The sequence below is a fragment of the Polynucleobacter sp. HIN6 genome (assembly GCF_030297575.1).
Classification (GTDB): Bacteria; Pseudomonadota; Gammaproteobacteria; order Burkholderiales; family Burkholderiaceae; genus Polynucleobacter.
In genome coordinates this window covers 759,756-785,049 of record NZ_AP028137.1, presented here as the reverse complement: position 1 = coordinate 785,049, position 25,294 = coordinate 759,756, and the positions used below count along the sequence as shown (strand labels likewise).

The window sequence follows — 25,294 nt, the reverse complement described above, 5'->3', positions numbered from 1 at the left end:
AAAGTTCCTTTAACTTAAATATATTTTAATTGACGAATGGTTTCAGATAAATGTTGACTAACGTAGTCTGGCGTGAGTTGCGGACCCTCGACTGACAAAGAACGATAGACCTCACTTGTCAACCACTTCCGTGCAAAATACAGTTGGTCTTCAAGTTTGATTTTATTGAGCCAGGTATTCGTCATGGATGCGCTCCCGCCCAGCTCATGCCCAACGAAGGCACTGGGTACAACCAAACAACGCCAGCCGCGTGCACGTGCCGTAAACGAGATATCGGCATCAGAACAGATGAACTTCATTCCCTCATCGAGCAGACCAACCTCACGTAACATGGCAGTGCGTAACAACATACAGGCACCGTTAATCCAGTAAGTTTCAAACGGCTGCTTGGGTAACTGTGTGAGATTGTATCCAACGTGCCTCCCCCAGGGGAATGCTTCAGCTGACCCCGCCCAGTTAACTGATTTATCTGGTGACAACGCAATCGGCGCACAGATACCAGCATGTGGGCTTTTGTTCATGGTTTGCACAAGCTGCAACAAACATTCTTCATGAAGATTGGCATCCTGATTTAGCACCAAGACGTAATCGTACACGTCGCTGTAGGCAAACTTGCGCAATCCTTCGTTGACTGCACGCGTGAATAGAATATTATCTTCAGAATTGTCGCGCACAAAGATCTCAGTCTGAATGCTACGCTGCTTTTGCAGGTGGCTAATGGCAATCTGCAAAGCCTCTGGGGCTCTATAGTATGGGATCACCACGCCAACGGGTTTAAATAGTTTCTTTTGCGAGCTCATGCTTAAGCATATGTAAATTAGCATTTAAATTATGCACTTTAAAACCATAAGTCCCGGACAAATGATCTAATGATTTTTTCGAGAACAAACTAATGTGTCCATTTCTAGGTGCTGCATACCACCAATTGAGTCGATCATTTTGATTCACGTTACCATCACTAAGCAAGGTAAAAATCAAGATTGCACCATCTGGCAATAATAAGCTTGATAAATTTTTCATTAAATGATGTACATCTGGTACATGTTCAAAAACCTCAAATGCAGTAATTAAATTAAAGCGCCCTAAAGCTTGAAGATTTATTTCGGCAGAGGGGAATGGATCATAGCTAACAGAATTCCACCCCCTACTCTTCAGAATCTCACTAAGGTTGCCATTACCACCACCGTAATCCAAATGCCTGATAACTGGCATCTGCTCACCAAAAAAATTTTCAAGTAATGCAGCATTTTCTTTAGGTCTTTTCTGCAAATAATCGCCATCAAACTTAATATAGTCAGAGTTATATATTGCCTCCAAGAACTGGGTTTCATTCCAAGAGTAAATACTAGGAGTAAAAAGAAATTCACATCCACTACACCTGCTGTAATAAATTGGCATACCAGAAAACCCAGTATCCCGACACAACGGATCGGTGCATGATTTATTAAAGTCAACCACATCAAAATAACTGGCCTTATCCCCACATACAGGACAAATCATCGAACTATTCATTTTTCTTTAGTAACAAAGATTAATCAAACCACATCGTTAGTCGGAATGCATTCTCTTTTGCGTAAGAGTCAACATAAATTTTAGCGTTACACACAACATCCATCGTATAGACTATCAGTCATAGTGCATTTAGTACTAAGTAATCTGCTACTTACAATATGACAATTGTGTCAAACAATTTTTTTACCGGATCATAATGCATGATTTGATTGAGCTTTCATCCATAGCGTCTTCCATTGTTGCGCCCAGCAACAGCTATGCGTATTCTCCGGGATGGTAATGATATGTGGTTGTTTATCGACAGGATATTGCTTAGCAAAAAGCTCAGTCAAGATTGGTGGTACAACCTGATCTTTACCGCCAACAAAGTCAACTCGTGGAATAGCTGCAGTCTGTTTCACAAGGGTGGCCGTCTCTAACAAACCATTAAGTGGTTGTAAACGCAGGTATGTTGTCCAGCTCTGAGGATCTAGATTACCTGCCACGGTAATGATGCGCGCTATATCAGAACGACGAGCAGCAACCAGCAATGCAATAGCAGCCCCGCCAGAATACCCAACTAAAGTGATTTTCTTCACACCCAGCTGTTTAAGTTGACTAATAGCGGCATCCATACTGTTAACAACATTTTCACTGAAACGAGCATCAGTCCAAACTGCTTTATGGCAACGTGGATCTGTCTGTGCCCCCCTATACTGGCAGGGGCGTCCAAGATAGGCTACAGCTCCCGATCCTGGTTGCGCCATCGCTAGATGCAGTGCAAGTGGTATAAACGGCGTAGGATCCTCTGATGGATATTGCCCATCAACCCAGGCAAAACCATCGCCTTCCAAATAAATGGTCAACTGACCGTCAATAACTGCTTTCCCATTGCCAAAACTTTGCAGATCAAACTGTGGTGTATGGATTACTCTATTCTGCCACCCCCCCTGCTCGGCTTGATTTTGAATTATTGCACTACGCTCTAACCCACTCTGATAAGCACATCCCACCAATATCAACCCCAACACTACAGAGATAATGTGCCAACGTAGTGGAATGTTCACGAGCATCACAATTACAGAACGGGTTTGAGCTCTTCGAGTAATGGACCAAGATAACTCTCATAATGCCGCCAGCGCTCAACCGACGATTTGTAAATCGGCTGGCGCACTTGCGTAACGCTGGCCGTTCGGATGCTGCGCTCGTTCTTATGGAAATCCAAGCACGCCTTGTCCCACGGTAAACCGACGTAATCGATCAACCGCTTGGCCTGGCCTTCCATATCCGCTACGATATCTTCGTATTGCACCTCAAAAAAACTACCTGCTGGCAACACTTGGCGCCAGTGCTCCATCAGTCGCACATAACATATATAGTGCTTACCCAATTCGGCAAGATCATAAGTTGCATCTTGATGGCGATTAAATAAGCGCGTGAAACAAGAAACACAGGTATCGACTGGGTTACGTTTAACGTGCACAATTTTGGCTTTCGGTAGCATTAGCGGAATTAATCCAAGAGCCATATAGTTAGCTGGCATTTTGTCAGTGATATGTTGCGCTGTTGCACTGTGTTTGCGCAACCGAGTAATGTAATCATCACCCCAGCGAGTTAGGATATCTCGATTGAGTTTAATGAGATTGTCTGGAAACAGCAGATTATCACCCTCAGATAGGGATTGCTGTACAACCTCTAACAAATCTTTTAATTCACCCGCACCATATACCAAGGGATGACTGGCAATAATTTGCTCCGTCAGTGTTGTGCCAGAACGCGGCATCCCCAATACAAAGATTGGCGTAGCATCAGTGCTACCGGCACCACTTAAACTTGCCAATCGCTCCGAACTAAACATATTAATAATGCGGTGCGTACGCTCTGCATCGCCATCAGCGCTGTAGTGCAGCTTGCTACGTTTTAGTTTTGCACCTTCGATAAATTGCGAGAATGCCTTGTCATATTCCTTAAGGTCATCATAAGCCTTACCCAAAGCATAATGCAAGGAGATCCGTTTATCAGTACTCAGACTTTCTGCACTAACAGACTTCGCCTCTAACACTGCCAGATTGGGATCGCCTTTCTTAACCTTTTGTGCCTGCGTCAAATGAAAACGTGCGCCAAGGTTATCTGGATCAATCTCCAATACCGCATTTAACTCAGCGACGGCTTCTTTAATCTTGCCAGCCTCTAACTTGAGATTTGCGAGCCCAGTCAAGGCATCAGCACACTTCGCATCGACAGCCAAGGCGCGCTGATAGACCGACTCAGCCATCTCTTCTTTTCCTTGCTCCGTATATATCGCGCCCAGTTGACACCAGGCATCGGCTTTACCGGGGTCATTTGTCGTAGCTTCAAGCAAAATGGTTTCTGCTTCCTCAAGCCGGTCAGTATCATGCAGCACGCGCGCAAGGCCAACTAGCGCCTCAGGATAACTAGGTCGGTTTTGTAAGGAACGGCGTAGCAATGCTTCACCTTTTTCAAAATCATTCTGTTTGTAATACGATAACCCTAGATTACAAAGAGCCTCTGGTGAATTTGGATAGGCCCGTAACACCTTCATAAGAGGCTCAACGGCCTCTTGGGGACGCTCTTCTTCCACCAGCACTGCGCCAATATTAGTAAGCGATTCCAGAAAATCGGGGTTTACAGCCAAAGCCTTACGATACCAAACCAATGCCTCATTTTTGTTGCCTCGAGCGCGCTCAATACTGCCCAGGTTATTCAGCGACTGCAAAAGATTGGGCATCACTGCTAGTGCACGTTGGTGGGAAGTTTCCGCATCGTCATAACGCTTAGCATCAAACAAGGCAATACCCAAATTACTGTGTGCCGAGGCCATGGTAGGATCAAGCACGACAGCTTTTTGACCATGATCGATAGCCTCATCGATACGACCCTGCTGGCGACACATTTCAGCCAGATTGCTTTCAAATAATGCGGCCGTAGGCTCAATGGCAATCGCCTGGCGAATTAAATCCAGAGCCAAAATGGGCTGACCAGCCTGATATGTCACTACGCCTAACAAATGTAGAGCGTGAGCATTTTGTGGATTGAGTTTCAGAATTTGGCGCAAAAGACCTTCGGCTTGAGCCAAACGGCCAGCCACTTGATGCTGACTAGCCAATTGCAGCGCCTGTTCTGCAGTGAGTGCGTTATCAACAGCGGATGCCGGGGAAGGCGATACAGCCTGGGGCGGCGTCGCTGGAGCCATCCGCTGCTGTGGTAGGGGCTGCGCTAAGGGTGTGACTTGACGCCGGGGGCGCAATTTGGCCGGCACCTGTGGCACATTGATCGCAGCCAGATCATGGCGCACGCGATCCACAACAGATTGCCAATCCCCAAAAGAGGGTTGGTTATAAATGCGCAGGTTCGGATACCATGGGCTGGTAGATTGTGATTCAAGCCAGCGCCATTCACTGTCAAAGCGATTGAGCATCCACACAGGGCGATTGAATGCACCTGCTAAATGAACCATGGATGAGTCGATGGAAATAATCAGATCTAAATTTTCTAATAGCGCAGCAGTGTCACCAAAATCATTTAGCTCCTCAGTCCAGTCGATCCAGTCAATTGCCTCAGGAATGGTTGGCCGCACTTCATCAGCAGGCCATTTTTGCAGACTCACCCAGGCAATGTTTGGAGTTTGTAGCAAAGGTAACATTTGCGTCAAGGTCATGCTGCGTCGCGCGTCATACTGATGTGCCTTACGACCCGCCCAAGCAATGCCTACTCGATAACGATCTGGCGATGCTTCTTCCAAACGATGGCGCCAATGAGCTACAGCAGGAGCTGGCACCCTTAAGTATGGTACCTCACATGGAATACTATCAATACGGGTCTTGCAGGCCCGCGGCAAGGACATCAGTGCACACTGATAATCCCAGGTCGCATAGTCTTGCGGCATATGGGTAAATAACACGATCTTGTTGTTAAAAGCCCATTCCATCAACCGACGTGTGGGGTCAGAGCAAACAAAACCCACCTTCTTAAAGCGGCCAGCCACGATATCAAGATAGCGTGAGAACTGAAAGGTATCGCCAAAGCCTTGTTCCGTAATCACTAACAATGATTTTTCAGCAATATCGGTTTGGCCATCCCACATGGGTAGCGGACAATTGGGTCGCGTAAAGGTGCCTTGTACGCTTTCTGCCGAACCCGTCCAGCGCGCTTCATAGTTTTCCCAACCATGCTCAAAGTCACCAAGCTTTAATTGAGCCATGCCAAGATTGAGCCGAGCCATAGCCATGTCAGGCGCCTGCGTAACGGCTTTCTCAAAAGCAGCTAGCGCCTCTTTCATCAACCCCATATCTTGCAATAAAAAACCTAAGCTGTTGTAGCAAGCAGGATGATTGGGCTGAATCTCCAGAGAACGCAAATAACTTGCACGCGCCTCTTCAAAGCGATCTAGTCGATAGAGCGAAATACCATTCAAATGATAAAGCGCAGCAGCAACCTGATCCAAACCCAGCTTGGGTAAATAGGGTGCTAATAAGCTAATGACAGCGCCGTGATCACCTTTACCCTGCAAAGCAAGGCATTGATTCACCAAGTCAGTTGGAATAACTGAGACGAGTGGCGGTAGTGGCAGCAGCTTACTAACATCTGGCTCATCGCTACTATCGCGGAACTCTCGCACTAACGCCAACAAAGGTTGCAAGTGTCGCGCAAAATGTTTCCAGCGCGCTACGGAAGTTTTGTAGATGGGTTTACGAACCTGGGCCACGCTCGCCGTTTTAACCAAGCGCTCGTTCTTATAAAACTCCAAGCATTTATCATCCCATGGCAGTCCAACAAACTTGAGAACGCGCCGAGCTTGCGCCTCAGTATCGGCCACTAAATCCTCATAGGGCAAATCAAGAATCGTGCCTTCCGGTAGCACCTTATGCCAATGGCGCATCAAGGTCATATAACGACGATAGTAATTTCCTAGCGTGGTTTGATCATACGCAAACTCCATCGTGTCATTAAATAAACGCGAGAAACACGAAAAACATGAATCCATCGGATCACGCATGGCGTGAATAATCTTCGCATTAGGCAAAGCCAAATGAACCAGCCCTAAATAAAAGAAATTAGCCGGCATCTTATCAGTAATGTATTTACTCTCGAGTGAAAGTTTCCATACCCGTTGAATATATTTATCGCCAATTTTTTTAATCTGCTCTTTCGTCAGATTAATCACCCCTGGTACAAATGAAGTCTGTGCATTAGCACCCGTAGCTTCGCAGATGACTTCATTTAAATCCGTTAACTCCCCTGCTCCATAGACCGATTGATGACTACACAAAATCTGCTCTAAAAGCGTAGTGCCTGAACGCGGCATGCCGACAATAAAGATGGGCGTCTTGCTACGCGGCTTCGCACTACCCCAGCGCTCACGCTCCTTAAAAAATTCGGTGGTAAAGGTCGTTAATATGGCATCAAGTAATGCATCAGCACGAGCCTCATCGGTTGGTAATAAGGCATGCTGAATTCGGTTCGCTTCATCATATGCTGCAAAAGCCCGATCGTACTGACCAATATCATCGAGCGCTTTACCTAGAGCAAAGCCGTAACGGATACGTGCATGCGGGGTTAATTGTTCGCGCTGAGCGTATACACCCTCCAGCATGGACAAATGGGGATCATCGACGGTGTAGGTTTTAAGTGACGAGAGGTTATAGTGAGACTCGACAAAAGCAGGTCTTGCAGTAATTGCCGCCTGAAAACTCGCTCGCGCCTCATCTAACTTGCCCTGCTCACTATATATAGCGCCTGCATTGTTTTGTGCTTCAGCATGGTTAGCGTTAAGAGCAACTGCCTTTTCATACGCTTTTAATGCGCCCTTTTTATCGCCCTGTTGCTCCAGCGCAGAACCTAAATTATTCCAAGATAAGCCATGCTTTGGATTAATTTTTACTGCTTTTTTGTAAGCTTGTACCGCTTTAGCAAAATCTCCACTGTCGGTATAAGCCAATCCCAAGTTGTAATGCGCATCCACATCTTTGGGGGCTAATTTACAAGCGGCCTCACCAGACAACCGTGCTTGCTCCAATTTGCCAAGGCGACGACTAATCTCACCCAAATTACGGCAATATAATGGATTCGTCGGCTCCAAGCGTACCGCGTTCGCAAACATCTCAAAAGCTTGAGGTAAATTACCGCTACCAAACACCAATACTGCCAACGCATGCCAAGCGCCTGCTAAATTCGGATTTTGATTCAGAATTTGCTGATAAATCTGAGCGGCCTCATTACTTTTACCGGCAGCCTCTAGTTGAGCAGCTTGCTGTAATTGTTGCGCTAATGTCATGTTGAGCAATCACTTTTGGTCAAGATAACATGAATTTATCAGGGTAATCAACTCGAGAATATTCAAAAAACGAAAATTATTAAATTAATAAAAATATCATTGAATAACAATTCTAGAACTCAAAAAAATTAAACCTATTGAGCCCAACTTATACTTAATCAAGCCTCCGTCAATTCTAAATGTAAAAAGAAATTTTATGATTTATTGTATGAGTGTTCATAGGATAATACTAATCAAAGATAAGCTGGAGACCATCTTTCGTTTTAGTTACTGGCCCATTGAATGATTATGCATAAATCTGAACTTGTTATATTTGGCGCGAGTAACATCGTCTCAGACATTGTTGAATGCGCAATCGCCTGTCAAATCAAGCCCAAAAAAATAGTTTTGGATTTGCCGGAAGTGCCCAACAGCAGAGGTTTTCCGATAGCACAACGGATTGAATGTCTTAATTCACACTGGAATTTATCTATCACTACAGAATCACTAGCGTCATTTATTCCAATGGAACACGAGATCTATCTTCTGGGACCAACCACACCATTGCGAGAAGAATTAGTTGAGCGAATCAGAGCGCGTCACTCGCTCTCCTTTCACACCTTAATTCATCCGACTGCCTATGTCTCGACTATGACAAAGCTAGGCCAGGGAGTATTTATCGGGGCCAAATCTATAATAGCTCCTGGCGCAATACTCGGCGAACATGTTTTTATCAATCGAGGCGTTACCATTGGTCACGATACTCAAGTTGGTTCTTACTCCAGACTCCAACCAGGCACTAATATTGGCGGATTAACACAGATTGGCAAATCTGTTACCGTCGGAATTGGCGCAACAATTGTGGATCGCATCGTGATTGGCGATCACGCTGTAATTGCGGCTGGGTCATGTGTCATTCACGATATCGAATCTCATAAACTTGTAGCAGGTAGCCCCGCCATGATTAAACGGTCGATATAATTCGCTCTTTAAAATGATTAACCGCTAACCGACAGGCATTGACTAAACTTGATTGTGACTGTTTCAGATCATATAGGGCAAAAAAACGCTGTGCTAACTGTCGCCCCTCGTGAACTCGTTGCTCAGGGTTCAAAATTAAACGGTGTAATTTTGCAAAATATTCATCCTCATCATTTACTGCTAATACCCCAATTTTTTCCCCACCATCCGAATCGGCGTAAGAAACAACAGCGCGCGCCTTACCCATTGCCTCAAGAACACTGAAGCCCCCACCCATTCGCGGGGGATTAACGTAGACATCACATAAGTCCAAACAATTCACAGTTCGTGATTGAATACCTAAATTAATTATTTTTTTCGGTGACAAATGACTAAGGCACGAAGGGGTTGCGTCGCCAATCAATACCCAAACTACTTGCTCATAATGAGCGATGAGGTCGCACATCTGATCGGCCCATGCGGGAGTTATCTCGCTACTTAAGCGAAAGCCCACGGTAACTAGTACAACTGCGTCTTCACTTATACCCAATTGAGTTCGTGTTAAGTTACGAAATTTCGCATTTTCCAAAAAAATTCGATAGGGATGCATAACCGATAGTGGCATAGGAAATTCTTGCTGCCAGGTTACTTCATTCTCAGTCATAAAAAAATCGGAGCCCCGTAACCATATATCTGCACACCCAAGAAAACTTGCAGTATTAGTGGGTAAAGCCAAAACTGGACGAACCGAATAAAAAGCGGATGCAATCGAAGAGTAAGGGCCAACGCATAAAACAAGATCTGGATCAAATTGGAGCGCCAAATCTATAGCCTTACCATAACGCTCATCCATACTGAGGGATTTATCGAAAACAAAAGCAGTAACTTCCTCGGGAATATGCATAGTCCAGCTAGAAAGATCAACAGCTGGTAGATTTACAACCCTACCTGCGCCATGATAATTTTTCATCTTAGCTGGCTCTAACTCCTGCGGTGCGCAAATAAAAACGCGGCATCCGAGTTGATGAAAAATGGTTGCGTAATCTACTGTAAGCATACTCGGGGTATGCTTGGGATTAGCAAAAAATGAGGGGATAATCATGACTCGATTAATTCGCTCTGGTATGCGAGGGTTTATTTTTCTGCATACTAATTCAGAAGCATGATGATTAAGTGCCGTAATTATTTTTGGTAATTGTGCATTGATAATGGAAGCAATAAATTGTCTTCTGTTAGGCTCTGACAGGGCGCGCATGCAACCTAAAGCGGCAATAGCCGTAAGACACTCAATATTTAGAGGAGTCCGCTGTTGAACTATTAACCCGGCAAGGCGAATGTGCTCTTTTGGATTGGAAAATTCTGATAAAAATGTAAGCCTTAATAGCTCAATATATGGATCCTCAATTACTAAGCCAGCAACCTCTGCGATTACTTTTTCTCTTAGCGAAGAATCATTTTCATTGACCAAGCTTTGATACAAGCTGTGCCAATAGGTTGGATCATTTAATTTCAAACTAATGTGGCTTATATTAAGTTTCTAGAATCAACTGCGATTGAGAAAAAAGTTGTCAAGTTATAAAAATATTACATAAATTGATAAATCAAATTTTTACAAATTACCCCTAGCAACATCCATGGTTACTTTTATTCCAAGCTTTCTATGCAGAAGTTAATAGTTACTAACAGGGAACAAAATAGAGAAGGTCGAATTTGGTAACAATTTTGGTAACAAGGGTGTTGTTTATTCGCAAACCCTTATAAAACCAATTGACTTGGCGGAGACGAGAGGATTCGAACCTCCGATCCGTGTTTTAGCACAGATGCTCCCTTAGCAGGGGAGTGCCTTCGACCAGCTCGGCCACGTCTCCGTATTACTTCAATACCGCTAGTTTACTTCTGATCCAATTCAAAGGCTTTATGGAGGGCTCTAACTGCGAGTTCCATGTATTTCTCATCAATCACGACTGAGATCTTAATCTCACTGGTTGAGATCATCAAAATATTGATGCCCTCCTCCGATAAGGTTCTGAACATCTTACTGGCTACACCAACGTGGGAACGCATTCCAACGCCCACTACGGATACTTTCGACACCTTGGGATCGCCAATAATGTCTTTGGCGCCAATATGCGCTTGCACACTCTTTTTCAGCAGATCGAGGGCTTTTTGATAATCAGCACGCGGCACTGTAAAAGTGAAATCGGTCTTACCCTCAACCGATTGATTCTGAATAATCATGTCCACATCAATATTGGCTTCAGCAATGGGGCCCAAGATTTGATAGGCGATACCAGGGCGATCTGGTACATCAATCACAGTGATCTTGGCCTCATCGCGTGCAAATGCGATTCCTGAGATAACGGCGGCTTCCATGGTGGTGTCCTCTTCAAAGGTAATTAAAGTACCCGACTTCATTTCTTGATCAAGGGGAATTAGTGGATCAGTCAGCGATGACAATACACGGGTCTTCACTTTGTACTTACCAGCAAACTCCACTGAGCGTATTTGCAAGACCTTGGAGCCAAGGCTTGCCATTTCCAGCATCTCTTCAAAGGTAATCTGATCGAGGCGACGCGCGTCCTCACAAACACGAGGGTCAGTGGTATATACGCCATCCACATCGGTATAGATTAAGCACTCATCAGCTTTTAGAGCAGCGGCAACAGCAACTGCTGAGGTGTCTGAACCGCCACGACCTAGTGTGGTCACGTTACCTTGAGGATCAACCCCTTGAAATCCGGTAATGACCACGGCCCTGCCAGCATCTAAATCTTTTTTGATCTTGGCATCATCAATGCCCATGATGCGAGCCTTGGTGTAGGCCGAATCGGTATGAACCGTGACTTGCCAACCTGAGTAACTAATCGCATCAATTCCTTGCTCTTGGAGAGCGATCGCAAGCAGACCGGAGCTGACCTGCTCACCGGTTGCGGCAATTTGATCGAGTTCTCTAGGGTTTGGGGAAGTGCTTAGTTCTTTTGCGAGCCCCAAAAGACGATTGGTCTCACCTGACATGGCCGATGGCACCACCACCACCTGGTGACCAGCCCGCATCCATTTCGCAACCCGTTTGGCCACATTTTGGATGCGCTCGATGGATCCCATCGAAGTGCCGCCGTACTTATGAACTATTAAAGACATATCCGTTTAACTGAATTGCAAAATCGATGATTTTACAGGGTTTTGTTTTTCTTAATCCAAATAGGACCACTCGGGCCAAACGCGCGGGCCCTTGGTCGTTAAGTGGGCAATGCTGACCCCTAAACCCTCGGCCGCAATGAGGGTGCCATCGATAAATAAGAGCGGGATTTGGCGCTGCCAAGGGGGAACCCCAGCTTCTTGATACAAGTTTTTCAGGCTTTTGCTGGGGGTATTGGGCTTGATCTTTAAGCGCTCACCTCCCATACGAGGTCTACTCTCAATCAATTTGGCTTGTTGACAGTATTCCCATGATAGGCCCGCTTGAGTGGAGCGTTCGGGGATTGGCACAAAAATCCATTGGCCACGCTTGGATCTTTGCGCAGATTCAATCCGCAAGGTATTGCGCCATGCTCGGATGGAATGCCGATCATGCAACCATTCCAACTTAGCACCGGTGCGCAAGGACTGTAGATCACGCCACCAGGATTGCAAACGCTCTGCTGAGGGCATCGATAGTTGATTACGCTTGAGCCAATAACGCATCACATTGGTCGCACGCGCAGGGTCTTGGCGATGGAGCGTCATCAATCGCGCAATGCTGAGTTGATTGCGATCGATCCAGGTATGCGCATCGTGCTGCGCCAGTTGGTCCATGAGGACTTGCGACTGGGCAAGCCATTGCGCACTACGCGCTAGATTGGCAATTGCCCCACCCTGAATCTGTTCTAACTCTGGCAGAATTTTTTTACGGATTGCATTGCGGCGATAGCGCGTATTTTGATTACTGGGATCCTCCACCCAAGACAATTTGTGTTGCTTAGCATAGGTTTGTAATTGCGTGCGGTCTTGCTCAAGTAATGGTCGCCACAATTGCACCGTTCTGCCATTGGGGCTTTGCAGCTCTTTGTGGGCAGGCATTCCAGCTAGACCTGCGGGTCCTGCACCGCGCAAGAGTTGCAAGAGCACGGTCTCGGCTTGATCGTGCTGATGGTGAGCAAACAATAAATGATCGAGTTGATGTTGATCACAAAGCTGCAGTAATGCCTCATAGCGCGCTTGGCGAGCATGGGCTTCAATGTTTGCAGTGATTGGCAAATGCAGTAGTCGGAAGTCAAAGGCAATCTTGTAGTGTTTGGCTAGGCGCTCACAGAACAGCAACCACTCATCTGCCTGCGCTTGGAGTCCATGATGCACATGGAGCGCATACACCACATCGTTGGGATAGGCCTTACTGACAGCATCGAGCAATACGACTGAATCGAGACCCCCACTGAAGGCCACACCAATTCGTTTAGCTTGGGTCTTTGGCTTTGACTTCTTTGAACTGGCCATAACTCATGAACCGTTGATGCCGGCGCTCGAGCAGTTCTTTCTCAGAGAGACCTTCAACCTCCGAAAGAGCGCGGGCAAGTGCTTTATTCATATTGGCCATCATGGCTTCGTAATCTCGATGAGCTGCACCGACAGGTTCTGGCACGATCGTATCAATCAATTGAAGGTCTTTTAAACGCTGTGCAGTAAGCGCTAATTGCTCGGCTGCATCAGGGGCCTTCTCAGCAGTCTTCCATAAGATCGAAGCACAGCCTTCCGGCGAGATAACGGAATACGTTGAGAATTGCAACATCATCACCACATCACCCATGGCAATGGCGAGCGCGCCGCCCGAACCACCCTCACCAATAATGGTGGTGATGATGGGCACTTTAAGTTCGGCCTGGGTATAGAGATTATGACCAATCGCTTCAGATTGGTTACGCTCCTCGGCATCAATCCCTGGGAATGCGCCAGGGGTATCCACGAAGGTAAAAACCGGCAAGCCAAACTTCTCAGCTAAGCGCATGAGACGCATCGCCTTGCGATACCCCTCGGGGCGACTCATTCCAAAATTACGCATGGCACGCTCTTTCGTGTCCCGACCCTTTTGGTGACCGATCACCATGCAAGGCTTGCCATTGAAGCGCGCAAGGCCGCCAATAATCGATTGATCATCGGCAAAGACTCGATCGCCATGCAACTCATGAAAATCGGTGAACAAGGCTTGAATGTAATCGAGCGTGTAAGGACGCTGTGGATGACGGGCGACTTGAGAGACCTGCCAAGGCGTTAATTTTTCGTAGATCTCTTTGGTGAGCTGTTGGCTTTTTTCTGAAAGTGTCTTGATCTCGCTTGAGATATCCACCGAAGACTCGTCTTGCACATAGCGGAGTTCTTCGATTTTGGTCTCAAGCTCGGCTACCGCTTGCTCAAAGTCTAGGAAGGTGGTCTTCATGGCCTAATTTTATGTGCTTTTTGGGTTTACCCCAAAATTAGTACTCGACAGGAATGGGGTCAATGCTTCGCCACATATACCAAGTGGCTACGGTGCGCCACGGCGCCCAATTGGCTGCCACCTCGCGGGCCTCATGACGGGTGACGGGCTCGCCACTGAAATAATTGATCGAGATTGCCCGAATCAGCCCAATATCGTCAAGCGGCAATACATTGGGGCGCATCAAATTGAAGATCAGAAACATTTCGGCGGTCCAGCGTCCAATCCCCCGAATCGCACTCAACTCCTTAATGAGCTCCTCATCGTCCATTTTGGGCCAGCGCTCGGTTTGGAGTCGCCCATGATGAAAGTGATCGGCTAGATCGCGGATGTACTCCACCTTGCGCATGGATAAACCGGAAGCTCGTAGGGCATCATGTTTGGTATCGAGTACGCGCTTCGGTGTTACCTCGTGACTTAAGGTCTCCAAAGTTCGATTCCACACCGATTGTGCAGCAGCCACTGAAATTTGCTGGCCAACGATCGAGCGTGCCAGAGTCGTGAATGCATCGCCCCGACTTCCCAACATTCCATCACCGTACTTGGGAATCAGTTTGCGCAGGATCCGATCTTGCTTCATGAGTTCAGCACAGGCGTCTTGCCAATAGCTTGGCTTTTTGGTGCGTGGTTTTGGCATTAGGCTCGTCGCCAGATGGTTTGACCACCAGGCTTATCTTCCAAAATGACTCCCTCGTCCAGCAACTGCTGGCGAATCGCATCCGCGCTGGCAAAGTCCTTCGCCTGCTTGGCCGCTTGGCGGGCCGCAATTCTCTCTTCAATCTGCTTCTGGCTTAAGCCAGCTTTAGGCGTACCGCTTTGCAAGAACTGTTGCGGTGACTGATACAAAAGTCCGATCGTGTTTCCTAAGTGATAAAGTGTGTTGAGAAGTTCTTGCTTGCGCTCGATAGCCTGCGTCTTATGACTCTCAGTCACCAACTCAAATAATACTGCTATGGCCTCAGGGGTGTTGAAATCATCGTCCATTGCTTGCGCAAAGCGGTCTCTCCAGATCGGATCAAGCTTGCTGCTTGGAATAGCTGCTTGTTCACTAAGGGCGGTATACAAACGGGTTAATCCAGTGCGCGCTTCTTCAAGCTGATGATCCGAGTAATTAATGGGGCTGCGATAGTGAGCCTTGAGCATAAAGAAGCGCACTACCTCGGGATCAAACTGAGCCAACACATCTTTGATCAAGAAAAAATTACCCAAGGATTTTGACATCTTCTCGTGGTTCACACGGATATGGCCGTTATGCATCCAGTAACGCACAAAGGGTTGATCAACACTGCCAGATCCGTAGATCGCGCCTTCACTTTGCGCGATCTCGTTCTCATGATGAGGAAACTGCAAATCGGCCCCACCACCATGAATATCAAAATGCTGTCCCAATAACTCACAGGACATCGCCGAGCACTCAATATGCCAACCTGGGCGTCCCTCGCCCCATGGAGAAGCCCAGCGGGTATCAGCAGGCTCCTCAAGCTTGGCGGATTTCCAGAGCACAAAATCCAGTGGGTCGCGCTTACCACCGCCAATGGCAACCCGTTCACCGGCCTGGAGTTCGTCAATCGATTTACCGGATAACTTGCCATAGCTGGGGAACTGGCGAACGGCATAGTTCACATCACCATCATCGCCTTGATAAGCCATCTCACGCTCAATTAAACGACCAATTAATCCTTGCATCTGAGTAATGTAGTGAGTAGCCCGGGGCTCATGATCGGGTGATAGGAGATTGAGGGTTTTAGCATCCGCATGCATTGCATCAATAAAACGCTGAGTGAGTGCCGCAATCGGCTCTTGGTTCTCAAGCGCTCGCGTAATGATCTTGTCATCAATATCGGTGATGTTGCGAACGTAGTTCACTTCATAGCCGCTGGCCCGCAACCAGCGTACTACCATGTCAAACACAATCATCACCCGTGCATGGCCTAAATGACAAAAGTCATATACGGTCATGCCGCATACATACATCTTTACCTTACCGGGCTCAATGGGCTTAAAGACCTCTTTGGTTCTCGATAGGGTGTTGTAAATCGACAGCATGATTAGCAGTTGGGGATGACGGGGCTTAAATGGTGTTGAGTGAACGGCACACGAATTTGTTAGACTGATGAGTATATCGAATGACGCGCCTTCTGAGTGATCTTCTTGCCATGACAGCCCAGCACCCAAACCACAGTTCCATTGCTTGGATCTCACGATTTTTTGGGGTGTCATTTTGCGCTCTTGTAATTGGCTGCAGCACCACCCCGCCACCCACTACTTCGGGTAATGCGCCTGCGCCCTACCTTGGTGGCTATGGTCCAACAGACCCACCACGCATGAGCACCAACCCCAATCCAGAAACCGGCAATAACCAACTCTCGGAGTCCATTGCGGTGCCGTTTCTCTCTTTTTTGATTATCGAGCCCGATCCGGTCATGAAAAATGCGATTCCTACGCATATTGAGAAACTGATCAAGGAACGTAAATATCCAGAGGCGATCAAAGCGATTGACGATGCCTTAGTGAAAACCCCTCGCAATGTACAACTGCGCTTTATCAAGGCTCGACTACAAGTGGAATTACGTGATGTCAATGCAGCCCGTGCCACCTGGATCGAGATTACTCAGCAATTTCCGGAGTTACCTGAACCTTATAACAATCTAGCCGCATTAGCAGCCAATCAAGGGCAATGGATTGAGGCCCGCGATTATTTAGAGCTCGCCCTTAAATTAAGGCCTGACTATGCCTTAGCCCAGGGCAATCTAGCGGATGTGTACTTGCGCCTAGCCGATCGCTATTACTCCAGTGCGAGTAAACTGCAACCCAGTCAACGTGAGTATGGGCAACGCGCTCGGGCCATTAAAGAGATCTTGAACCCACCGCCGCCCAAACCCAGTAACCGACCCAATCCCCCGATTTCTAAACCATAAGAGAGTTATTTATGCCAAGCGTTCTTCTAAAAACCAATCACGGTGATATCACCCTCGAGCTTGATGCTGCCAAAGCACCAAAATCCGTTGCAAACTTTTTGGCCTATGTAAAAAGTGGTCATTACGATGGCACGATTTTTCATCGGGTGATTGATAACTTCATGATTCAAGGTGGCGGCATGACCGCGGGCATGAAGCAGAAGTCAACCCTGGATCAAATTGAGAATGAGGCCAACAATGGCCTAAAGAATGATCGGGGCACGATTGCGATGGCACGTACTAGCGATCCCCATTCAGCTACCGCCCAGTTTTTTATTAACGTCAATGACAATGATTTTCTCAATCACACCGCTCCCACTCCACAGGGTTGGGGCTATGCCGTGTTTGGCAAAGTGACCAACGGCATGGATGTGGTTGATAAGATCAAGAAAGTTAAGACTGGCAATGCTGGGTACCACCAGGATGTTCCGACTGAAGATGTGGTGATTGAGAAAGCCTCGGTCATCGCTGATTAATCCCTTGATTTAAGCATGCAAGAGCACGCCAGCGCCCTGCTGATTTCCGATCTTCATCTTACGCCGTCGATGCCCTTAACGGCGCAGCGTTTCTTTGACTTTATTGAAAAAGAAACGAACGATGTCGAGTCGGTATTTATTTTGGGTGATCTCTTCGAATACTGGGTAGGCGATGATGCTGGCGCGCGTTCACCATTTCAGCAAGAGGTCCTGCGCGCGCTCTTTGCTTTATCCAGCAAGACCAAAACCTATTACATCCATGGCAACCGTGACTTTTTAATCGGCCCAGACTTTCTTAAGAAATCTGGGATGCAGCTGTTGCCCGACCCATCGAAGGTCATGATCGCTGGAGATGAATGGGTTATTAGTCATGGTGATGCGCTGTGCACCAATGATCTGAGTTATCAGGTGTTTCGTAGATGGGTTCGTAAGCCCTGGCTCCAAAAATTATTTTTGCGACTTCCTCTGGAGTGGCGACGTGGGATTGCTCGAACCTTGCGAAGCAACAGCACCGCAAAGTATGAGCAAGCAGCGCGTTATACCCCGGATGTCGCTCGCTATAAAAGCGATGTCACTTTGGTGGCGTGCGCCAACCTGATGGGAGCCTTCGGCTCCGAACGCTTGATTCATGGGCATACCCACTTACCGGCACGGCACCATGAAAGTATGGGTAATAAAGAATGGCAACGCTATGTACTCTCTGACTGGGATCTAGATCATCCTGAGACCGTGTTACCAAAAGCAAGTGCTTTGCGCATTGACCTCAATGGCGTGCGCTACATTGATTTGGTGAAGTCTACGTAGCCGTTCTTGAGTACTTGCTAAGAATATTTGCCATTTGGGCAAAGATCCTTGGGTTCGCAGCCATAATCTCACCGCTGTCCATAAAGCCTTCTTCGCCGCAGTAGTTTCCAACGAGGCCACCCGCCTCGGTCACAATCAAAGCCCCTGCTGCCATATCCCATGGCTTGAGTTCACTCTCAAAGAATCCGTCATAGCGGCCCGCTGCTACATAGACAAGATCTAGGGAGGCTGCACCAGGACGTCGCAGACCCGCGCATTGGCGAGTCATGTCAGCAAAGATTTTCAGGTAGAGATCCACATCTTGATCGTGTCGATACGGAAATCCCGTACCCAGCAATGCATTCTCTAATTTGGTTTGCTCGGCCACTCGAAGGCGACGGCGATCCACGTAGGCTCCACCACCCTTGGTGGCAGTGAACAGCTCATCACGATTGGGGTCATAGACCACGCCTTGAGTTACAACACCGTTGACCGACAGAGCAATCGATACCGCGTATTGTGGAAATCCATGAATAAAGTTGGTGGTCCCATCCAATGGGTCAATGATCCAAATGTGATCGGAGCCATTCGTGGCCTCGCCCGTTTCCTCTGCCAAAAAACCATGGCCCGGATAGGCTTCGCTTAGGGTCTCGATAATCGCCTCTTCGGCAGCTTTGTCCACTTCGGTTACATAATCATTATGTTGCTTGCGATCGATTTGCAAACGCTCTAAATTGAGTGATGCACGATTAATAATCGTTGCGGCACGGCGAGCGGCTTTCACAGCCACGTTTAACATGGGGTGCATAATGAGTGGACAAATTAAATAAGAACAAACTAGTCGACAAGGTCTCTAGCGCAATAGCAATATTCTAAACGAATTCATTCATGTCTCAGACTCCCTTTACTCAATACAGCGACCAGGTCCGCTGGATCATGGTGGAAACCAGTCATGCGGGTAATATTGGTTCAGCAGCGCGCGCCCTTAAAACCATGGGGTTTGATGCGCTTCATCTGGTGCGGCCCCGCGAACTGGCGATGCATACCCACCCCGATGCGATGGCATTAGCCAGTGGTGCTAGTGATGTATTGGCTCAGTCGAATACTCACGATATGCTCTCTTCCAGTATTCAAGGGTGTGCTGTGGTACTGGGCCTAACCAGTCGCGATCGGGAGTTTGGTCCGCCCCCACTATCTTGGGCAGATGGTCTGCATTTGCTCACCGATGCATTGCAATCGAACCGCTCGGTTGCATTGGTATTTGGTCCTGAGCGGACTGGACTCGAGAACGAAGATCTTGCCTATTGCACGCATCGGGTCTTTTTACCGGCCAATCCCGCCTATCCCTCATTAAACCTGGCCCAGGCCATCATGGTCTGTGCGTTTGGCTTACGCCAAGCCCTTCTGAAAGATCCATCGCCATCGGTGGTAAATGAGGAGCTCTCAGAACTTGCAGATCCAGCAGCAGTTGCTGCCATGCTCGACCATTGGCAAGCAGGCTTAGAGGCGATTGGTTATTTGGACCCCAAAAATCCCAAGAAACTCATGCCGCGTCTGCAAGCGCTGTTTGCTAGAACTCGCTTACGCAAAGAGGAGATTGATCTCTTGCGTGGCATTGCCAAACAGATGCTCCTGAGAAAATAAGGCGCACGGATTACACTATCTCTATGTTGAGTTCTCTATTGGAAGATGTAGACGCCATTATTGCGCGCGATCCTGCTGCCCGACACCGGTTAGAGGTAATTACCTGCTATCCAGGTTTACATGCGATTTGGCTGCATCGTCTCAATCATGCCCTATGGAATCTCGGTCTTAAATGGCCTGCCCGCTTTCTGGCGTCGCTCGCGCGTTTTTTGACCAATATTGAGATTCATCCGGGCGCACAGATCGGGCGTCGGGTATTTTTAGATCATGGCCTTGGGATTGTGATTGGCGAGACCGCAGAGATTGGTGATGACACCACGATTTATCAAGGGGTGACCTTGGGAGGTACCTCGCTCTACAAAGGGGTCAAACGCCATCCCACACTTGGCAAAGGCGTGGTTGTGAGTGCGGGCGCCAAGGTCTTGGGTGGATTTACTGTGGGTGATGGTGCTCGAATTGGATCCAATGCAGTGGTCCTCAAAGAGATTCCTGCGGGCGCAACGGCAGTCGGTGTGCCAGCCCGCATCCTGCATCCCGATCTACCCAAACATGCAAGCGATGCCAGTAAAGCGAGTTTCTCAGCCTATGGCATTACACCGAATGCAGATGACCCTGTTTCGTTGGCATTGAAAAGTTTGATCGACGCTACCATCGAGCAAGAACATAAGATCAAAGCCCTTGAAGAGGCTCTGGCGAAGTTGGGTGGAAAAGCTAGCGACACGCAAGCGCATGAGGAAACTCAGCGTGAGCTCGATGCCATCAAAAATCTTCTAAAAGAATAAAGCGCTTCTTTGGGGGTGTACCCATTAATGCAGGGTTCGTGGACCTTGGTCGCGTTGCCCCGTTGCTGATAAATCAAGATCATCCAGATCATCATCGGCTAGGTCCATCCCAAAGCCGTCTTCACTTTGTGGATGCTGATTGGCAATCTCATCTTCTGTAGCCTGACGAACATCCTCAACCTGCAACCAGAACCGCAGCGCCATTCCAGCAAGTGGATGATTACCATCGAGTACGACTTGTTGATCAGCCAGGTCGGTCACGGTATAGATCAACGTATCTGATTCTTGATCATCCTCATCATCGTCGATCTCGTCCACATCGGCAGCCTCGATCTCTTCAGGACTTTGCTCTTCAGGTACGCCCTCAAACTGCATACCGATCTCTAGCGGCTCGGGAAAGCGCTCACGCGGTTCTATTTTGAGAAGATTGGGATCGTATTCTCCAAAGGCATCATGAGGTTCAAGTTGAACCGTGGTCTCAAAGCCAATATCCTTGCCATCCAATACACTCTCAATTTTTGGGAAGGTTCCTGCGTATCCCCCGTGCAGATAAACCATCGGGGTATCGGGTTCTTCGATAATATTGTTTTGAGCATCGCTAAGTTTGTAACGAAGAGATACGATGGTATTTTTTTCAATCTTCATAGCGATGTGTTTCCTTAATGAGGCCATTTTACTTGACTAAGACTCGCGCTCGCTACGAACCCCCCAAAGCCCCAGCCACACTGCCGCTTGATCTGCCGTGGCCGCTTTTGGGCAATCTGAGCCCCCAAACATTTATGCAACGGTATTGGCATAAATGCCCACTCCTGGTCCGCCAAGCCATTCCCGCCTTTGCACTGAGCAAAGAGGCTGGCTTGCCTCTATTAAGCCCAATCCCAGATAAAACCCTGTTTGGATATGCATGCGATGGCCTTAGTGAAGCACGTTTGGTTGAGGCTAAACCATGGCGTCTACAACACGGCCCTTTTCGAAAAAAAGAGATCCCCGCAAATAGCGCGCGAGATTGGACGCTATTAATCCAAGGGATGGAAGCACGGCATTCGGCGGCCGCCCATGTTTTATCCTGGTTTCGGTTTATTCCAGATGCGCGCCTAGATGATCTAATGATTAGCATCGCGGGTGTTGGGGGTGGCGTAGGGCCGCATGTCGACTCCTACGATGTATTTTTAATCCAGATGGAAGGTCGACGCCGCTGGAAGATTTCTGGGCAGGCTGATCTGAGCTTACGCCCTGATTTACCACTTAAGATCCTGGCTCGCTTTAAGCCGGAGCAAGAGTGGGTCTTAGAACCCGGCGATTTACTCTATCTACCGCCCAATATTGCCCACGAGGGAGTGGCGCTCGATGCAGGTTGCCAAACCTGGTCGGTGGGCTTTCGATCACCGTCGTATCGAGAACTCATCGCTGAGGGGTTGTGGCGCCTTGCCGAATCCTTGGAGTCCGATCCTTCCCTCGCCGCAATTTATGCGGATCCCAATCAAAAAGCCTGCCTTGATCCAGCACGTTTACCTGCACAACTCGAAGATGAAATCCGCCAACACATTGCAGCCCTGGACCTAAATCAGTCCCCAGTGTTGATTAATGGCATTACTGCTTACCTGAGCGAGCCAAAACCGCAAGCGATCTTTGCTTCACCCGATCCCGTCTTGAGTCCCCGTGCACTACAAGCCAGTTTGCAGAAAATGGCCTTGGTACCTCACCCCCAAACCCGCCTATTGATCCGAGGTGAGACCGTTTTTTGCAATGGGGATGCAGTGACTGAAGGGCAGGATCTTGCCACCATCAAAGCATGGCAAATACTAGCGCAGCAGCATTTCCTCACCCAAGGGCGAATACAAAAATCCAGTAAAAATAAGGGTTTATCAAGAGCGAATTCGAAGAAGATCGATCGGGAATTGAGTCTCCCGTCTTTAACGAAAAATAACTCGCTGTATGAAGCCTATTCTGACGGTTGGCTCTTACTTGAGTAGGCAGCAATTTAGCCCAATGGCGTTGAGCAAATGATGGTGCAATTGCTATAATTATTAGTGGATCTGAGTTGTATTGCATCCGCAATATGCACTCAAGGTCTTACAACAATTACCGGTAATTGATGTAAATCGTCTTAAATTTAAAGGAAATAAATCAATGAAGAAGTCACTCCTCTTGGCCGCAATGTTGGCCGTTGCTTTGTCTGCTTGCGGTAAGAAAGAAGAAGCTAAGCCAGCTGCTGCTCCAGCCGCTCCTGCTGCAGCTCCTGCTGCTGATGCAAAACCAGCTGACGGTGCTGCTCCAGCTGCTGCACCTGCCGGCGCTGCTCCAGCCGCTCCTGCTGCTGCTCCAGCTGCACCTGCTGCACCTGCTGCTCCAGCCAAGAAGTAATTCTGAAGCTGTATGAAGAAAGGCGCTCATTGAGCGCCTTTTTTCTTTGGAAGAGTGCTGTGATTATTTAATGAGCTGTCGATCTAGCGTGGTGAGTAACTGATTGCCAGTGGTGGTGTTCTCAGGCTTACCTTCGGAGTCTTGCACCAAAATCACGACTTGATTCTCGCCCCTTGCTTGAACCACGACCCGATAGAGTTTTGCTTTCTTATCTGAATCATTGCTTCTGCCAAAGGTACGACCAAACCAACTGCGACCATCACCTAGATCTTTTGGATTAACGTAACGGACAAAGTAAATCCCTCGTGAGCGATCGCGGTCTTCCACCGTAAAGTTAGAGCGATCTAAGGCAAGGCCAACATCGCGCCAAGCACGATCAAAGCTGGAGCTCATTTCGATACGGGTAGCGGACCCCTCTTCCACCAACTTTGCTCTTGGGGTCTTGGGAGCCGTCGCAGTTGCCGCAACTTGGGCCCTCGCCTGGTCTTGGGTCATACCAAGACGCTCCATCAAGCGTGTCAAGAAAATGGCCTCCAACTCAGGGTCGGTTGGTCGCACAGTCCATTGGGTGGTAATCATGGCGCCTGAGCTATCTTTTACTGGAGTCTCGATTGCCCCTTTGTGAGTAATGTAGATCTCAGTGACATCGGGTTTTTGCACCTCAAGACGAGTTCTGTATTTATCCCGCTCCCCAGAATCATAAGCAGAATCCAACACACGCCCTAAGGTTCTTCGAATAATATCTTGCGGAATCTTGGCACGATTTTCTGCCCAGTCGGTTTCCATAATCCCAGTTGATGGTGAATCAATTACTAGTAAGAAACCATTCTCTTGCCAAAAATCTTTTACTTGAGGGTAAAGCTCAGTTGCAGACTTATCGACCACCAACCAACGCCGATCCCCGTCACGCTCAATCTTCATCCCCGGAATACCGGTCAACACATTCGAGCGCGTTTGAGAGGACTTCTTGACCGCCTGGTTGTACTCCGACATGGTCGCAGTGCCATCCTGTACTACATAGCGACGATCCGCTTGAGCCGTGATTAAATCCGGGGGTAATGCCAGATTGGGGCCGCGTACATCTCCGGATTTTTTGTAGTCCACCTTATCACTGGCGGTCATACTGCTAAAGCTACTGCATGCAGTAAGCGTAACAATTGCACAGGTCAACGAGATGGTGTGAAGAACTGAACGCATTCGATCCTAAAGAAATTACAGCAAGCCGGCTTGGCCTAGTGCCTGACGCAATGGCTCACGCAATGGCTCGCTAAGTGGCGTCAATGGTAACCGAATTCCGGCTGGAATCTTACCCATCTGATGCAAGGCCCATTTCACGGGTATGGGATTAGCCTCGATAAACATCATCTTGTGAACTGCCAACAATTGATACTGAATCTCTCGCGCGCGCTTGGCATCCCCTGCGATCGCTGCTTTGCAAAGTTCGCTCATCAAACGTGGTGCCACATTGGCAGTGACCGAGATATTGCCATGCCCACCCATCAGCATTAAGAATATAGCAGTAAGGTCATCACCGGAGTAGACCGCAAACTGGTTCAGTTGTTTACTTTTAAGCTCGGCCAGTAGGAGCGAGCCGCGCTCTAGATTACCTGTCGCATCTTTAATCCCAATCACGCCCGGCACTTGTGCCAACCGTACGGTGGTCTCGTTGGCAAGATCAGCGACCGTGCGTCCAGGAACGTTATACAAAATGACCGGCAGATCGACGCGCTCGGCGATCGTTTTAAAGTGGGCGTACATTCCCTCTTGCGTAGGCTTGTTGTAATACGGCACCACTTGCAAGCTAGCATCCGCACCCACCTTCTTAGCGTATTCGGTTAATTCAATCGCTTCTCGGGTGGAATTGCCGCCAGTTCCAGCAATGACTGCGATACGGCCATTGATATGTTCAACAGTAATCCGGATCAACTCACAGTGTTCTTCAACCGAGACCGTAGGTGACTCACCACTGGTGCCAACGATCACAATCGCATCGGTACCCTCGCTCACATGCCAGTCGAGCAAGGAGCGCAATGCGGGGTAATCGAGACTACCGTCTTCGTGCATTGGGGTTGCAATTGCAACCATACTTCCGGTCATCATGGCTGATTTCATAG

22 protein-coding genes and 1 tRNA gene are annotated in these 25,294 nt (G+C 48.0%); 8 read left to right on the top strand and 15 right to left on the bottom strand.

What is annotated here, in order from left to right:
- Positions 1–14: 14 nt before the first annotated feature.
- The 4 genes from QUE66_RS04050 to QUE66_RS04035 all read right to left on the bottom strand — a co-directional run bounded on the left by QUE66_RS04050 (position 15) and on the right by QUE66_RS04035 (position 7,786).
- Positions 15–761 (bottom strand): glycosyltransferase family 2 protein, encoded by a 747-nt coding sequence (locus QUE66_RS04050; RefSeq protein ID WP_286224562.1) that lies wholly within the window; start codon positions 759–761, stop codon positions 15–17.
- A 13-nt stretch (positions 762–774) separates the two neighbouring features.
- On the bottom strand, positions 775–1,512 hold the full coding sequence (locus QUE66_RS04045) for a class I SAM-dependent methyltransferase (RefSeq protein WP_286224561.1): 738 nt from the start codon (positions 1,510–1,512) through the stop codon (positions 775–777).
- A gap of 191 nt (positions 1,513–1,703) precedes the next feature.
- Complete coding sequence (locus tag QUE66_RS04040; protein WP_286224722.1) at positions 1,704–2,564, bottom strand: alpha/beta hydrolase; 861 nt, start codon at positions 2,562–2,564, stop codon at positions 1,704–1,706.
- A 5-nt stretch (positions 2,565–2,569) separates the two neighbouring features.
- The gene (locus tag QUE66_RS04035; RefSeq protein ID WP_286224560.1) at positions 2,570–7,786 is read right to left on the bottom strand and encodes a sulfotransferase; all 5,217 of its coding nucleotides are present in this window, start codon (positions 7,784–7,786) and stop codon (positions 2,570–2,572) included.
- Positions 7,787–8,074: 288 nt separating this feature from the next.
- Between QUE66_RS04035 and QUE66_RS04030 the strand changes: the two genes are divergently transcribed.
- Positions 8,075–8,746, top strand: a complete 672-nt coding sequence (locus QUE66_RS04030; protein ID WP_286224559.1) for an acetyltransferase — start codon at positions 8,075–8,077, stop codon at positions 8,744–8,746.
- Here the strand turns inward: QUE66_RS04030 and QUE66_RS04025 are convergent.
- From QUE66_RS04025 to cysS, 7 genes are all read right to left on the bottom strand, one after another.
- The gene (locus QUE66_RS04025; protein WP_286224558.1) at positions 8,730–10,238 is read right to left on the bottom strand and encodes a glycosyltransferase family protein; all 1,509 of its coding nucleotides are present in this window, start codon (positions 10,236–10,238) and stop codon (positions 8,730–8,732) included. The genes QUE66_RS04030 and QUE66_RS04025 overlap by 17 nt on opposite strands.
- A 260-nt stretch (positions 10,239–10,498) precedes the next feature.
- Positions 10,499–10,593, bottom strand: a tRNA-Ser gene (locus tag QUE66_RS04020).
- A gap of 22 nt (positions 10,594–10,615) precedes the next feature.
- A complete protein-coding gene (locus QUE66_RS04015) occupies positions 10,616–11,866 on the bottom strand; it encodes an aspartate kinase (protein WP_286224557.1) in 1,251 nt (416 codons plus the stop codon).
- A 51-nt stretch (positions 11,867–11,917) separates the two neighbouring features.
- Positions 11,918–13,198, bottom strand: coding sequence for a tRNA lysidine(34) synthetase TilS (gene tilS / locus QUE66_RS04010; protein WP_286224556.1), 1,281 nt, complete (start codon positions 13,196–13,198; stop codon positions 11,918–11,920).
- The gene (locus QUE66_RS04005) at positions 13,158–14,135 is read right to left on the bottom strand and encodes an acetyl-CoA carboxylase carboxyltransferase subunit alpha (RefSeq protein ID WP_286224555.1); all 978 of its coding nucleotides are present in this window, start codon (positions 14,133–14,135) and stop codon (positions 13,158–13,160) included. The genes tilS and QUE66_RS04005 overlap by 41 nt, the downstream gene beginning before the upstream one ends.
- A 37-nt stretch (positions 14,136–14,172) precedes the next feature.
- The gene (locus QUE66_RS04000) at positions 14,173–14,811 is read right to left on the bottom strand and encodes a DNA-3-methyladenine glycosylase family protein (protein WP_108508298.1); all 639 of its coding nucleotides are present in this window, start codon (positions 14,809–14,811) and stop codon (positions 14,173–14,175) included.
- Positions 14,811–16,220, bottom strand: a complete 1,410-nt coding sequence (cysS, locus tag QUE66_RS03995) for a cysteine--tRNA ligase (RefSeq protein WP_286224554.1) — start codon at positions 16,218–16,220, stop codon at positions 14,811–14,813. The genes QUE66_RS04000 and cysS overlap by 1 nt, the downstream gene beginning before the upstream one ends.
- Before the next feature lie 80 nt (positions 16,221–16,300).
- Here cysS and QUE66_RS03990 point away from each other — a divergent pair, with 80 nt between their 5' ends.
- Genes QUE66_RS03990 through QUE66_RS03980 form a run of 3 tightly spaced genes read left to right on the top strand, consistent with a single transcriptional unit; the run spans position 16,301 to position 18,411 of the window.
- Positions 16,301–17,092: a tetratricopeptide repeat protein gene (locus QUE66_RS03990; protein WP_286224553.1), complete on the top strand. Its 792-nt coding sequence runs from the start codon at positions 16,301–16,303 to the stop codon at positions 17,090–17,092.
- An 11-nt stretch (positions 17,093–17,103) separates the two neighbouring features.
- Positions 17,104–17,607: a peptidylprolyl isomerase gene (locus tag QUE66_RS03985; protein WP_286224552.1), complete on the top strand. Its 504-nt coding sequence runs from the start codon at positions 17,104–17,106 to the stop codon at positions 17,605–17,607.
- Positions 17,608–17,622: 15 nt separating this feature from the next.
- Positions 17,623–18,411, top strand: coding sequence for a UDP-2,3-diacylglucosamine diphosphatase (locus tag QUE66_RS03980; protein WP_286224551.1), 789 nt, complete (start codon positions 17,623–17,625; stop codon positions 18,409–18,411).
- Here the strand turns inward: QUE66_RS03980 and QUE66_RS03975 are convergent.
- Positions 18,404–19,198, bottom strand: a complete 795-nt coding sequence (locus QUE66_RS03975; RefSeq protein ID WP_286224550.1) for an inositol monophosphatase family protein — start codon at positions 19,196–19,198, stop codon at positions 18,404–18,406. The two genes, QUE66_RS03980 and QUE66_RS03975, sit on opposite strands and share 8 nt — an antisense overlap.
- An 80-nt stretch (positions 19,199–19,278) precedes the next feature.
- Between QUE66_RS03975 and QUE66_RS03970 the strand changes: the two genes are divergently transcribed.
- Both QUE66_RS03970 and cysE read left to right on the top strand, forming a co-directional pair.
- On the top strand, positions 19,279–20,034 hold the full coding sequence (locus tag QUE66_RS03970; RefSeq protein ID WP_286224548.1) for an RNA methyltransferase: 756 nt from the start codon (positions 19,279–19,281) through the stop codon (positions 20,032–20,034).
- Positions 20,035–20,057: 23 nt separating this feature from the next.
- Positions 20,058–20,816 carry a serine O-acetyltransferase gene (gene cysE / locus QUE66_RS03965; RefSeq protein WP_286224547.1) on the top strand — a complete coding sequence of 253 codons (759 nt, stop codon included), beginning with the start codon at positions 20,058–20,060 and terminating at the stop codon, positions 20,814–20,816.
- Between the two features lie 24 nt (positions 20,817–20,840).
- On the opposite strand, the gene QUE66_RS03960 is transcribed toward cysE, so the two are convergent.
- Positions 20,841–21,461: an FKBP-type peptidyl-prolyl cis-trans isomerase gene (locus QUE66_RS03960; protein ID WP_286224546.1), complete on the bottom strand. Its 621-nt coding sequence runs from the start codon at positions 21,459–21,461 to the stop codon at positions 20,841–20,843.
- A gap of 32 nt (positions 21,462–21,493) precedes the next feature.
- On the opposite strand from QUE66_RS03960, the gene QUE66_RS03955 reads away from it, so the two are divergent.
- Both QUE66_RS03955 and QUE66_RS03950 read left to right on the top strand, forming a co-directional pair.
- Complete coding sequence (locus tag QUE66_RS03955) at positions 21,494–22,789, top strand: cupin domain-containing protein (protein ID WP_286224545.1); 1,296 nt, start codon at positions 21,494–21,496, stop codon at positions 22,787–22,789.
- Between the two features lie 157 nt (positions 22,790–22,946).
- A complete protein-coding gene (locus tag QUE66_RS03950) occupies positions 22,947–23,180 on the top strand; it encodes a hypothetical protein (protein ID WP_108508288.1) in 234 nt (77 codons plus the stop codon).
- Between the two features lie 63 nt (positions 23,181–23,243).
- Here QUE66_RS03950 and bamC read toward each other — a convergent pair whose 3' ends face one another.
- Positions 23,244–24,377 (bottom strand): outer membrane protein assembly factor BamC, encoded by a 1,134-nt coding sequence (gene bamC, locus QUE66_RS03945; RefSeq protein ID WP_286224544.1) that lies wholly within the window; start codon positions 24,375–24,377, stop codon positions 23,244–23,246.
- Positions 24,378–24,392: 15 nt separating this feature from the next.
- Positions 24,393–25,292, bottom strand: coding sequence for a 4-hydroxy-tetrahydrodipicolinate synthase (gene dapA, locus QUE66_RS03940; RefSeq protein ID WP_286224543.1), 900 nt, complete (start codon positions 25,290–25,292; stop codon positions 24,393–24,395).
- Positions 25,293–25,294 lie beyond the last annotated feature (2 nt).

Excerpts from the sequence above, each read along its gene's own strand:
- QUE66_RS04045 (WP_286224561.1), bottom strand. The coding sequence starts at position 1,512 with ATGAATAGTTCGATGATTTGTCCTGTATGTGGGGATAAGGCCAGTTAT.
- QUE66_RS04040 (WP_286224722.1), bottom strand. The coding sequence starts at position 2,564 with ATGCTCGTGAACATTCCACTACGTTGGCACATTATCTCTGTAGTGTTG.
- QUE66_RS04035 (WP_286224560.1), bottom strand. The coding sequence starts at position 7,786 with ATGACATTAGCGCAACAATTACAGCAAGCTGCTCAACTAGAGGCTGCC.
- QUE66_RS04030 (WP_286224559.1), top strand. The coding sequence starts at position 8,075 with ATGCATAAATCTGAACTTGTTATATTTGGCGCGAGTAACATCGTCTCA.
- QUE66_RS04015 (WP_286224557.1), bottom strand. The coding sequence starts at position 11,866 with ATGTCTTTAATAGTTCATAAGTACGGCGGCACTTCGATGGGATCCATC.
- tilS (WP_286224556.1), bottom strand. The coding sequence starts at position 13,198 with ATGGCCAGTTCAAAGAAGTCAAAGCCAAAGACCCAAGCTAAACGAATT.
- QUE66_RS04005 (WP_286224555.1), bottom strand. The coding sequence starts at position 14,135 with ATGAAGACCACCTTCCTAGACTTTGAGCAAGCGGTAGCCGAGCTTGAG.
- QUE66_RS04000 (WP_108508298.1), bottom strand. The coding sequence starts at position 14,811 with ATGCCAAAACCACGCACCAAAAAGCCAAGCTATTGGCAAGACGCCTGT.
- cysS (WP_286224554.1), bottom strand. The coding sequence starts at position 16,220 with ATGCTGTCGATTTACAACACCCTATCGAGAACCAAAGAGGTCTTTAAG.
- QUE66_RS03990 (WP_286224553.1), top strand. The coding sequence starts at position 16,301 with ATGACGCGCCTTCTGAGTGATCTTCTTGCCATGACAGCCCAGCACCCA.
- QUE66_RS03985 (WP_286224552.1), top strand. The coding sequence starts at position 17,104 with ATGCCAAGCGTTCTTCTAAAAACCAATCACGGTGATATCACCCTCGAG.
- QUE66_RS03980 (WP_286224551.1), top strand. The coding sequence starts at position 17,623 with ATGCAAGAGCACGCCAGCGCCCTGCTGATTTCCGATCTTCATCTTACG.
- QUE66_RS03975 (WP_286224550.1), bottom strand. The coding sequence starts at position 19,198 with ATGCACCCCATGTTAAACGTGGCTGTGAAAGCCGCTCGCCGTGCCGCA.
- QUE66_RS03970 (WP_286224548.1), top strand. The coding sequence starts at position 19,279 with ATGTCTCAGACTCCCTTTACTCAATACAGCGACCAGGTCCGCTGGATC.
- cysE (WP_286224547.1), top strand. The coding sequence starts at position 20,058 with ATGTTGAGTTCTCTATTGGAAGATGTAGACGCCATTATTGCGCGCGAT.
- QUE66_RS03960 (WP_286224546.1), bottom strand. The coding sequence starts at position 21,461 with ATGAAGATTGAAAAAAATACCATCGTATCTCTTCGTTACAAACTTAGC.
- QUE66_RS03950 (WP_108508288.1), top strand. The coding sequence starts at position 22,947 with ATGAAGAAGTCACTCCTCTTGGCCGCAATGTTGGCCGTTGCTTTGTCT.
- bamC (WP_286224544.1), bottom strand. The coding sequence starts at position 24,377 with ATGCGTTCAGTTCTTCACACCATCTCGTTGACCTGTGCAATTGTTACG.
- dapA (WP_286224543.1), bottom strand. The coding sequence starts at position 25,292 with ATGAAATCAGCCATGATGACCGGAAGTATGGTTGCAATTGCAACCCCA.